9 protein-coding genes are annotated in these 11,256 nt (G+C 71.2%); 7 read left to right on the plus strand and 2 right to left on the minus strand.

From position 1 onward, the window contains the following. The first annotated feature begins 29 nt into the window (after positions 1-29). Positions 30-500, plus strand: a complete 471-nt coding sequence (gene sufU, locus B4N89_RS22925; RefSeq protein ID WP_078977702.1) for a Fe-S cluster assembly sulfur transfer protein SufU — start codon at positions 30-32, stop codon at positions 498-500. Further along, on the plus strand, positions 497-829 hold the full coding sequence (locus B4N89_RS22930) for a metal-sulfur cluster assembly factor (protein WP_078977703.1): 333 nt from the start codon (positions 497-499) through the stop codon (positions 827-829). The genes sufU and B4N89_RS22930 overlap by 4 nt, the downstream gene beginning before the upstream one ends. 919 nt (positions 830-1,748) lie before the next feature. Here the strand turns inward: B4N89_RS22930 and B4N89_RS22935 are convergent. Continuing rightward, positions 1,749-4,622, minus strand: coding sequence for a hypothetical protein (locus tag B4N89_RS22935; protein WP_078977704.1), 2,874 nt, complete (start codon positions 4,620-4,622; stop codon positions 1,749-1,751). 542 nt (positions 4,623-5,164) lie between these two features. Here B4N89_RS22935 and B4N89_RS22940 point away from each other — a divergent pair. Continuing rightward, positions 5,165-5,599, plus strand: a complete 435-nt coding sequence (locus tag B4N89_RS22940; protein ID WP_161500788.1) for an ATP-binding protein — start codon at positions 5,165-5,167, stop codon at positions 5,597-5,599. 168 nt (positions 5,600-5,767) lie between these two features. Beyond that, positions 5,768-6,295 (plus strand): hypothetical protein, encoded by a 528-nt coding sequence (locus tag B4N89_RS22945; RefSeq protein WP_143658053.1) that lies wholly within the window; start codon positions 5,768-5,770, stop codon positions 6,293-6,295. Positions 6,296-6,854: 559 nt separating this feature from the next. Here the strand turns inward: B4N89_RS22945 and B4N89_RS22950 are convergent. Then, a complete protein-coding gene (locus B4N89_RS22950) occupies positions 6,855-7,748 on the minus strand; it encodes a KPN_02809 family neutral zinc metallopeptidase (protein WP_078977707.1) in 894 nt (297 codons plus the stop codon). Positions 7,749-7,997: 249 nt separating this feature from the next. Between B4N89_RS22950 and B4N89_RS22955 the strand changes: the two genes are divergently transcribed. The 3 genes from B4N89_RS22955 (at position 7,998) to B4N89_RS22965 (ending at position 11,254) form a co-directional block, all read left to right on the plus strand. After that, positions 7,998-9,596, plus strand: a complete 1,599-nt coding sequence (locus B4N89_RS22955; protein WP_078977708.1) for an ABC-F family ATP-binding cassette domain-containing protein — start codon at positions 7,998-8,000, stop codon at positions 9,594-9,596. A gap of 430 nt (positions 9,597-10,026) precedes the next feature. Beyond that, positions 10,027-10,260, plus strand: coding sequence for a helix-turn-helix domain-containing protein (locus tag B4N89_RS22960; RefSeq protein ID WP_020553538.1), 234 nt, complete (start codon positions 10,027-10,029; stop codon positions 10,258-10,260). A 244-nt stretch (positions 10,261-10,504) separates the two neighbouring features. Beyond that, on the plus strand, positions 10,505-11,254 hold the full coding sequence (locus B4N89_RS22965; protein WP_101897339.1) for an enoyl-CoA hydratase/isomerase family protein: 750 nt from the start codon (positions 10,505-10,507) through the stop codon (positions 11,252-11,254). Positions 11,255-11,256: the final 2 nt, after the last annotated feature.

Consider the following 11,256-nt stretch of genomic DNA (forward strand, 5'->3'; position numbering starts at 1 on the left):
TCGGCGGAGCAGGGGCGGGAGGCGAAGAGATGAAGCTCGACGGGATGTATCAGGAAATCATCCTGGATCACTACCGGCACCCCCACAACAAGGGGTTGCGGGATCCGTTCGACACCCAGGTCCACCACGTCAACCCGACCTGCGGGGACGAGGTCACGCTGCGTGTGAAGCTGGACGGCGGGAAGGTGCTCGACGTCAGCTACGAGGGCCAGGGCTGTTCGATCAGCCAGGCCAGCGCGTCGGTGATGACCGACCTGGTGATCGGGCACACGATCGAGGACGCGATGCACGCCGGGGACGAGTTCCTGGCGTTGATGCAGTCCAAGGGTCAGGGTGAGCCGGACGAGGACGTGCTCGAGGACGCGGTGGCGTTCGTCGGTGTGAGCAAGTATCCGGCGCGGGTGAAGTGCGCGCTCCTGGGGTGGATGGCCTTCAAGGACGCCACCGCGCAGGCGCTGGACGGTGCGCGGGCGCCGCAGACGATGGAAGGGCAGAAATGACCGAGACTCAGGCGGCCGGCGTGGCCACGCCGGAGGACGTCACCGAGGCGATGTACGACGTCGTCGACCCCGAGCTCGGGATCAACGTGGTCGACCTGGGCCTGGTGTACGGCGTGCATGTCGACGACGCGAACATCGCCACGATCGACATGACGTTGACCAGCGCGGCCTGTCCGCTCACGGATGTGATCGAGGACCAGACGCGGACCGCCACGGAGGGGATTGTGGCGGACATGCGGATCAACTGGGTCTGGATGCCGCCGTGGGGGCCGGACAAGATCACCGACGACGGGCGTGAGCAGCTGCGCGCTTTGGGGTTCAACCTGTAGCTCCTGGGCCGCTGGGCCCTTTTGGCCTCAGTCGCCGGCCGGGCTGGTTGGGCCGGCCTGCGGCCGAGGCGGGCTCGAACGCCTGGCCTCAAGCGCCTGGCCTCAAGCGCCGGCCGGGCTGGGGTTGCGGGTTTGTGTTTTTGGCGAGCCTTGAGTGTTGGTCGGCTGGGGTGGCCTCAAACGCCGGCCGGGCTGCTTGGCCTCAAACGCCGGCCGGGCTGGGGTTGCGGGTTTGTGTTTTTGGCGAGCCTTGAGTGTTGGTCGGCTGGGGTGGCCTCAAACGCCGGCCGGGCTGGGGTTGCGGGCTTTGAGTTTTGGCGGCCTTGAGTGTTGGTTGGCTGGGGTGGCCTCAAGCGCCGGCCGGGCTGGGGTTGCGGGTTTTGGGTTTTTGGCGGCCTTGAGTGTTGGTCGGCTGGGGTGGCCTCAAGCGCCGGCCGGGCTGAGTTGCGGGTTTTGGGTTTTTGGCCGGCGTTGCGGGTTGGTTTGCTGGGGTGGGCTCAAACGCCGGTCGGGGTGGGAGTTGTGGGTTCGGTGGGCGGATCTGTTCGGCTGGGGGCCTCGGTTGTCGGCTTCAGGGATGGTCGGGCTTTGGTTGCGTGATGGGGTTTGCTTGGCGGTGGGGCGGAGCGGGGCGCTGCTGGGTTTGGCCGCCGCCGGCGTTCGGGGGTCTGAGACTGGGGGTTCCCGACGAGACGGGTGTGTCGAGTGTCGGGTTTGTGTGCTCCAGCCGGCTCGAGGCCGGAGGGGAGACCGGAACCGCCCGATCCGAGCCGGCTTCGGGCACGGTTCCGCGGAGGCTGTAGGTCCCGGGGGGCCTCAACAGCTGCCCGCCCGTGCTGTACGCCCACCGCACCCCGAAGCCGCCCGACCCGCTCGGGAAGGCTCCTCGTTGGATTCGGACCGGCCGCCCCGCAACCGGTTATGGGCGGGGTTGGGAGACGCCCAGGAGTTCGAGGATGTCTGTGTCGCCTCGTTGTTGCAGGTGGTGTAGGACGGCCTTGAGGTCGATGCCGGGGTCGAGGCCGATTCTGGCGCCGAGGAGTTCGGGGAGGTTGACCTGTTCGGGGACCGGGTCGACGCCGGTGTGGCGTAGGGCCCTTGCCCAGCGGGGGAGGCGGACCGTGGCGTCGCCGCGGACCAGGCGGGCCTCCAGGCGGCCCTGGTGGATCGACGAGATGAAGACCATGTCGCCCTCGTGCGCGGACAGGCCGGCCAGGATCGCGCGCAGGGACACCAGGTAGGGCGTGTCGGACCAGCGCAGCGCGGCGGGGCCGTGGCCGTGGTGCAGCCGGACCTGGCCGCCCGGGGTGACGCCGAGGGATTGGGCGAACGCCGCCGGTACCTTGACCGGCTCGCCTTCGAGCATCGCGGTGGACACGTCCACCCGGAACGCCCATGCGCCGGTGTCCTCGCGGAAGCAGCCCGCGGTCCGGGACGGATCGCCGATCGGCGCCGGCCGCCCCTTCTGCGCCGGGCGCTCCAGGGTGTCCGCCGAGCGGGACAACACCTGGCCGTTCTCCACCTGGAAGCCCTCCAGGCGGGCGATCCAGGCGGCCTGAAGCGGCGGGCGGATGCCCATCGCGGTCAGGTCCCGCTCCAGCGCCGCCAGCGGCACCGGGCCGCGGGCGCAGGCGGCGTCCAGGGTGGCCTGGGTGCGGTCGGACAACTCGCCCAGCGGCGCGCTCGACAACCAGCCGTCGACCGAGGTGTGCAGGCCGAGCAGGCCGCGCAGCACCTGCCAGACCTGGATCTCCAGACCCGGCACGGTCTCGGTGTGCTTGGGATGCAGCGTGCGCAGTTCGGAGACCGTGGTCAGGACGCCCAGCCGGTCCCGGACGAAGCTCAGGTGCACCCGGACCGGCGCGCCGTCGGAGCGGCCGATGCGCTCGTCCAGGTTGCGTCGCAGGTCCCGCTCCAGGATCTTGACCTCGGCCGGTGAGGTGCCGAACTCGGCGGCCAGCGAATCCAGTTCGCGGGGTTCGTCGGTGAACAGCCGGTCCCGGGCGAGTACCCGGCGGCGCGGCTCGCTCGCCGGAAACCAGGTCGCCAGGACGATGACGAGATCGCCGCCGCCGGGCTCGCCGGCGCGCGACTGCGGCCGGTCGACGAGCATCGTGACATCGTCGGGGGGCGCGGCCGGCAGCGTGCCGGGCACCATCTCGACGGTGGCCTCGGGGTCGGCCGCCTTCGCCTTCGTGCCCCGGTTGGTGTGCGGCACGGCGGACGGGTCCGGCGGCGCGGGTACGGACGGCACCTCCGCCGCGGACGCGCCGGCCGGCGCGGGGGTCGGCCCGGAACGCGGCGGGTGGCTCGGTCGGGGCGGGATGCGCAGGCCCTCGGGGGTGCGCGGTACGGCGGCCTCACCCATCGCCGCGACCGCGCCGGCGGTGGGCGGCGGGACCTCGCCGAATGCGTCCCGGCCGCCCTCCTCGTTCGTGTCCGCCGCCTCGGTGCTCTTGGCGGGCGGCTCGGATCGGGTCGGCGGGGCGGTGCGCTTGCCCTTGCGGGTGAGTGCGGGGATCGGGACGTCGGCGACGGTCATCGGCGGCGTCTCGCCGAACGCGTCCACGCCGGGCGCCTCGTCGATCGTGGGCTCCTCCGCCGGCGGGGCCGGGTGCGGCCGGCGGTCCTCGGAGGTGTCCGTGGTGCGGATCCGCGGCACCGGCTTGGCGGCGGGCTCGGCCGCGGGCGCGTCGATGTGGTGGGCGGCGATCTCGGGCAGCGGTTCCGTGCGGGCCTCGGCGGACGACGCGCGCTCGGGGCCGGGCGCCGTGACCGTGGGCAGGCTCGCGCGGGTGGTCGGCGGCACCTCCCCGTAGGCGTCCCGGCCCGACTCGGACGCGTCGTCGTCGGAGTCGGCGACCTCGGAATCGTCATCGGGTGCCTCGGCGGCGGCCGGCTCCGGTTCGGTCGCGACGGGTGCCGGCGGCAGCGCCAGCGACGCGCGCAGCCCGGACGGCACCTGGGTGAGCAGCGCGGTCAACGCGGTCCGCACCTCGTCCGTGGCGTCCTCCAGGCCGACCACGGCCGCGGTCTCCAGGGTGACCTGTGCGAGCTGCGCCATCAGGGGTACGTCCGGCGCCTGTTCGGCCAGCCAGCGCACCACGGTGCCCAGTTCGGCGGTCAACGGCTCGGGCAGCTTGACCGGACGCAGTTCCTCGTCGTCCAGGTCGCCCCACTCGTCCGGGTTGTCCCAGTCGCCGTCCTCCGGGGCGGGCGGGATCACGGTCGCCGCGGCGGACGCCGGCTCCGTCTCGGGGGCCGTCTCCGGCTCGGCGGCCGGTTCGGGCATCGCCGCCGCGTTCGCCGCCGTGCCGGACGCGTCGAACAGGGCGTCCACGTCCACCGATTCGTCGTCCTGCGGCAGCAGTCCCAGGACTTCCTCGAACAGCCGGGCCACCAGCGGCCGCACGGTCGAGGTGCCGATCTGGGTCCAGTCGCCGACCTCGCGCACCGTCGTGGTGAGCAGGTCCGCCCAGTCGGGTGTACGCACCATCACGTTGGTCCGCGCGCCGTCGGGCCACTGGGAGAGCCGGAAGCCGTTGCGCGCCAGCCAGGCCCCGGGCAGCAGATCGCCCAGGCGCAGGTGTCGCAGCTCGGTGTAGGCGAGATCGGCGAGCCGTCCAGGCAGTTCGTCCCGGCCGAAGGTGTCGGCGGCGCGCACCACCGGCACGCTCATCCACCACGCCGCGGGCAGGTCCTCGTGCTCGAGGTAGTCGGCGACGAGTTCGGGCGCGACGAAGCGCAGGGCGGGCACGAAATCGGCCAGAGTGGCCTGGAGCCGGGGCTGCATGCAGGTCCTCCGTGACGCGGTCGGTAACCCCGACGTTAGTACCCCGGCCGGAAAGGTTCACCGGCTCCGTGTGCGGTGTGGTGCGTGAGGCGGCGCCTCGCCGCACTTCGCACCGGGAGCCGGTGGAACTCTCCGGTCGCGATCCCGACGTCGGGTGGCGAGCCGGCACCGGGGGGTCCCGGGTCGTTGCCGTCTGTTTGCGGGACGAAACGGCGGTTCGGTTGGTTCCCCGAGCCGGGGTTCGAGCCGTGCGACGAGGGTCACGCGACGACTTCGAGCCGGCGGTCCGGGGCGGTTGTCGTCGGGGATCGCTACCCCGTCGGCCCGGCCGGGAACCGCCCTCGTGCGTTGCGCGACGCTTTCCACCACCATGCGCGCCGATCGAGCGCCGCCCGTGCGTCCATCGCCGGCCCGCGCCACGTTTCACCAGGGGGAAAGAAGTCGATCTCACCAACAGCGGAGACAAGGACGGCTAGTTTGGACAAAGGTTGCCGATGCCTCCGGCCGCCTCATCCGCGCCACCAGGGGAGACAGGGGGAGACGTGGGCGAAATCGCATCATCGCCGCGATTCGGGGAGTCTCCGGCCGGCCCGCTGTTGCTGTCGCTGCGTCTGTCGGCCACCGTCGAGGCCGTACCTCGCGCCCGCCACGCGCTACGCGCGGTGCTTGCGGAGCGGGTTCCGCGCGCGCCTGTCGACACCCTCGAACTGCTGCTCTCCGAACTGGTGACCAACGCGGTCCGGCACTCGACGCGGGGGCGTACGGTCGCGGTCGCCGTGCTGCGTCGGGAGAACTCGATCCGGATCGCGGTGGTGGACGACGACGGCGCGGCGCTTCCCGAAGCGGGGGACGCGGTGGATCTGCTGGACGAGCACGGTCGCGGGTTGTTGCTCGTGGAGGCGATGGCCGAGGAGTGGGGGAGCTATCCGGTGCCGGATGGCAAGGTTGTGTGGTGTGACGTGAAGACGGTGGAGTGAGGCGGCTTCGGGTCGGGCGGTTGGGTTGTTCGGGCGAAGGTGGGCGAGGGCGTACCCGGGTGTGGGTGGGTCGAACCAATAACCGCAAAAAATGGCGCAATTCGCGTCCGCCATGCACCCTGGCAGGAACGATTTCGATCGCCTGTACACGTGTGCAAGGAGGATCCGTTGCGCGAACAGACCATCGGGGAACACCTCGACCGACTGGCCAGTCCCGACGTCCGGGTGCGGGGGGCGGCCGCCGCGCTCCAGGCCGCGCAGGCCGCCGCGCTCGTCGAGCGGGCCGCCGCACTCGCCCTGCACACCACCGACGCCGAGGAGACGATGCGGGCGGCGCGGGCCGAGGCGGGGCGGATGCGGGAGCGGGCAATGCGGGCGGGCCATGCGGCGCGGGAGGCTTCGGAGCGGTCCGGCTCGGGGGTGGATTCCGCCGAAGTGCCTTTGCGTATCGCGGCGTTGGCGGCGGATCTGATCGGGCTCGCGGGTACGGTGCGGGATGGTGCGGATGACGATGTGCTTCCGTATCTGGTTGCGGCTGCGGCCAGTGCGCGGGCTGCGCTCGAGGCTTCCGCCGCTTGGGTTTCGTTGCTTGTCGCCGATGGCGGGGGGCGGGATGTGCGGGTTCGGATGACGCGGCATCTTTCGGCTGTCGCCGATGCGGAGGAGATTGTGGATCGGGCTCGGGCTGCGGCCTGAGTTGGCCTCAAGCGCGGGGCCTCAAGCGCCGGCTGGGCTGGGGTGTGTTCGGCCGGCGGTGGGCTTTCGGTGGGTTGGGGTGGCCTCAAGCGCCGGCCGGGCTGAGAGGGGTGTGTTCGGCCGGCGGTGGGCTTTCGGTGGGTTGGGGTGGCCTCAAGCGCCGGCCGGGCTGAGAGGGGTGTGTTCGGTCGGCGGTGGGTTTTGGGTGGGTTGGGGTGGCCTCAAGCGCCGGCCGGGCTGAGAGGGGTGTGTTCGGTCGGCGTTGGGTTTTGGGTGGGTTGGGGTGGCCTCAAGCGCCGGCCGGGCTGAGAGGGGTGTGTTCGGTCGGCGGTGGGTTTTGGGTGGGTTGGGGTGGCCTCAAGCGCCGGCCGGGCTGAGAGGGGTGTGTTCGGCTGGCGTTGGGTTTTGGGTGGGTTGGGGTGGTCTCGGGCGCCGGCCGGGCTGAGGAGGGGTGTGGTTGGGCGGCGTTGGGTTTTGGGTGGGTTGGGGTGGTTTCGAGTGTCGGTCGGGCTGAGGGGGGGTGTGGTTGGGCGGTGGTGGGGCTTGGGGGTGGGGTTTGTCAGATGTGGGCTGTGAAGGTGTCGCATTTGGTGGGGTCGCCTGTGGTGTAGCCCCTTTGGAACCACTGTTGGCGTTGGGCGGCTGAGCCGTGGGTCCAGGTTTCCGGGGTTACTCGGCCCTGGAATTCCTGCTGGATGCGGTCGTCGCCCACCGCTGCCGCGGCGTCGAGGCCGTCGGCGATGTCCTGGGGGGTGAGGTTGGTGATCAGGGCTCCCGGGGGCGTGGTCGCGTGTTGGGCCCAGACGCCGGCGTAGCAGTCGGCCTGGAGTTCGAGGCGGACCGAGCCGCTCTGCGGGCCCTGGCGGTCGTTGCCGACCCTGGCCATCTGGCCGGTGAGGTCCTGGATGTGGTGGCCGTACTCGTGGGCCAGTACGTACGCCTCGGCGAACGGCCCGCCCTTGGCGCCGAACTTGGTGCGTAGCTCGCCGAAGAAGCCCAGATCGATGTAGACCCTGCGGTCGCCGGGACAGTAGAAGGGGCCCACCGCCGAGGTCGCCCCGCCGCACGCGGTCGAGGTGCTGCCGGTGAAGAACCGGGTCGGCGCCGGCTTGTACGTCGCGCCCCGGCGCCGGTACTCGTCCGTCCAGTACGCCTGCACGCTGTTCACCACGCCGACGATCCGGCAGTCGTCGCGCGCGTTGGCGTCGGTGCCCTTGCGGCACGAGTCCTGGAGCGCGCGATTGTCCGCCGGGACGGCGCCGCCCCCGCCCCCGCCGTCGCTCAGGCCGAGCTGGTTCGGGCTCAGGCCGAAGATCAGGCCGAGGACCACGGCGATCAGGCCCGCCGCGCCGCCGCCCACCGCGAGGCCGGGACGACGCAGCCCGCCGCCCCCCGAGCCGCGTTCGTCCTCGATCTGGGACGTGTCCAGATCCGCATCGTCGTCGAACTGCATCTCGCGACCGCCAAGGCAACAGGGAATAGACGTCGGGTGACGGATATCCCTTTTCGCGGGTTTTACCGCGCCCGTCGCCTTGGTGCCGGGAGGACGCCCGGAAATTCGTTCCGACGGCTCCCGTAGACTCGTGGGCATGGTCGGTTTCCCTGGATATCCCCGCGAGCGGCCTTAGCGCGGTGCGGCTTCCCAGCGAGCCCCGCACGATCGTCCGTCTTCGTCAGTCCCCGACCGGGAGCCCAGTCCTTCATGATCAACGCAACCAACGTCGAACTGCGGGCCGGTGCCCGCATCCTCCTCGAGCCGGCCTCCTTCCGGGTCGCGGCCGGCGACCGGATCGGTCTGGTCGGCCGCAACGGCGCCGGCAAGACCACGCTCACCAAGACGCTGGCCGGGGAGACCCAGCCGGCGGCCGGGACCATCACCCGCACCGGCGAGGTCGGCTACCTGCCGCAGGACCCGCGCACCGGCGACCTGGACGTGCTGGCGCGGGACCGGATCCTGTCCGCGCGCGGCCTGGACGTCGCGCTCTCCGGGATGCGCGAGGCCGAGGGCCTGATGGCCAGCGCCAGCGGTGACACGGCGGCGAAGGCGATGCGCCGGTATTCGCGTCTGGAGACCGAGTTCCTGACCAAGGGCGGCTACGCGGCCGAGGCCGAGGCGGCCACCATCGCGGCCAGCCTGGGGCTGCCGGACCGGATCCTGGGCCAGGAACTGCACACGCTCTCCGGTGGCCAGCGGCGCCGGGTCGAGTTGGCCCGGATCCTGTTCTCCGACGCCGACACGCTGCTCCTGGACGAGCCCACCAACCACCTCGACGCCGACTCGATCGGTTGGCTGCGCGACTTCCTCAAGACGTACAAGGGCGGCTTCATCGTGATCAGCCACGATGTCGGCCTGATGGAGGCGTGCGTCAACAAGGTGTTCTACCTGGACGCCAACCGCACCACGATCGACATCTACAACGTCGGCTGGAACGCCTACAAGCTCCAGCGCGAGACCGACGAGCGCCGCCGCAAGCGCGAGCGGGCCAACGCCGAGAAGAAGGCCGACCAACTCTTCTCGCAGGCCGACAAGATGCGCGCCAAGGCGACCAAGACGGTGGCCGCGCAGAACATGGCCCGCCGGGCCGAGAAGCTGCTCTCCGGCCTGGAGAGCGAGCGCAAGTCGGACAAGGTCGCCAAGCTGCGCTTCCCCAAGCCCGCCCCCTGCGGGAAGACCCCGCTGATGGCGACCGGGCTGTCCAAGTCGTACGGCTCGCTGGAGATCTTCACCGACGTCGACCTGGCCATCGACAAGGGCTCGCGCGTGGTCATCCTGGGCCTCAACGGTGCGGGCAAGACCACGCTGCTGCGGCTGCTCGGCGGCGTCGAGGACCCGGACACCGGCAAGATCGAGCCGGGCCACGGCCTGCAACTGGGCTACTACGCACAGGAACACGAGACGCTGGACCCGGAGCGCACGGTCCTGGAGAACATGCGCTCGTCCTCGCCCGACCTCGACCTGGTCGAAGTGCGCAAGGTGCTCGGCTCCTTCCTGTTCTCCGGCGACGACGTGGACAAGCCGGCCGGCGTGCTCTCCGGTGGCGAGAAGACCCGGCTCGCGCTCGCGACGCTCGTGGTCTCCAAGGCCAATGTGCTGCTCCTGGACGAGCCGACCAACAACCTCGACCCGGCCAGCCGCGCCGAGGTGCTCGACGCGCTGCGCACCTACGAGGGCGCCGTGGTTCTCGTCACCCACGACGAGGGCGCGGTGGAGGCGCTGCAGCCGGAGCGGATCATCCTGCTCCCGGACGGCGTCGAGGACCTGTGGAGCGAGGACTACGCCGACCTGGTCGCGCTCGCCTGACCGTCCGGGCGGTGCGCCCGACCTCCCGGGCGGTGCGGCCCGGGAGCCCCGAACGTCCGACACCCCGTCGGGTTGCCTTCCTCGGCAACCCGGCGGGGTGATCGCTTTCGTCCCCCCGACGGGTTTTCCCCACGAAATCCTCACAAGGGGAAGCCATCCTTCCGGTCCGTACGTGACGCCGGTCACGGGGCTCGGCGGCGACACAGAGCAAGGTCGTGAATCTCATGGGTGACCAGCGCCTTTGTCGGCGGACACAGGATTCGGTCAAGCATTCGGCAAAGGAAGGCGCGATTCCGCTCGGGTGATCTTTGTGTGCAAGAGGCCACGCGCCGCGATGATCAAGCCATCGGGCCTGGTGGAATCACTGGCCTTGCCATGCCCCAGGGGTGATCATGGGATTCCAGAGCGCACTTCCTATGAGGAGGCACGTGTGGCCGAGACTCTGAAGAAGGGCAGCCGGGTGACCGGTGCCGCGCGCGAGCAGCTCGCGGCTGACCTCAAGAAGAAGTACGACTCCGGTGCCAGCATCCGCGCCCTTGCGGAGGAGACGGGCCGTTCCTACGGCTTCGTGCACCGGATGCTCAGCGAGTCGGGAGTGACTCTCCGCGGCAGGGGCGGGGCAACACGGGGCAAGGCCAAGACCGCCGCGTCGTCCTCGGCCTGAGACCGAGTCCCGGGGCAGTACGGCACCATTCGTCGAACGGCCATGTGACCGACCGGTAACGTCGGACACGTGGTCGTTTGCCGGAAGCGACCCGAACACGGGAGGGACCGTGGACGTGGACGCGCATCAGCTCGGCTCGAACGACAACCCGAGTGGCAACACGAGTGACGACAGGGGCGGCACGGACAACAGCGGTCGCGGGGTCGGCGGTGCCGACAGCGCGGCAGGGCAGGGCCTTTCGGTCGTGATCGAAGGTGCGTTCGCGGTGGTGAGCCTCACCAACCCCGATCGGCGCAACGCGCAGACTCCCGCGCTCTGGCGCGCGCTCGCCGCCGTCGGCCGCGACCTGCCCGGTGATGTCCGGGCCGTGCTGTTGCGCGCGGAGGGCGTCTCGTTCTCCGCGGGCCTGGATCGACGGATGTTCCCGGGTGGCGGGGGCATCCCGGGGGAATCGGACCTCGCCACGCTGGCCGGGGCGAGCGACGACGAACTCGACGCCACCATCGCCTCGTTCCAGGAGGCGTTCACCTGGTGGCGACGCCCGGACCTGATCACGGTGGCCGCGGTGCAGGGGCATGCCGTGGGGGCCGGGTTCCAACTGGCGCTGGCCTGCGACCTGCGGGTGTGCGCCGACGACGCGCGGTTCTCGATGCGCGAGACCGCGCTCGGCCTGGTTCCGGACCTGGCCGGGACGAAGCCGCTGACCGACCTGGTCGGCTACGCCCGGGCCCTGGAGATCTGCGTCACGGGCCGCTGGGTGGGGGCCGAGGAGGCGGTCTCGATGGGACTGGCCACCCTCGCGGTGCCGCGCGAGGAGTTGGACGGTGCCGCACGCGACCTGATCGCGGCACTCGTCGCCGCACCGCGCGACGCGGTGATCGAGACGAAAGCCCTGCTCGCGGGCGCCGCGACGCGTGGCTACGACGAACAGCGCGCCGCCGAACGCGCCGCACAGGCCCGCCGCCTGCGCGATCTCGCGGGGACGGGGGAGTAGGA

It is taken from the genome of Embleya scabrispora (assembly GCF_002024165.1).
GTDB classification, from domain to species: domain Bacteria; phylum Actinomycetota; class Actinomycetes; order Streptomycetales; family Streptomycetaceae; genus Embleya; species Embleya scabrispora_A.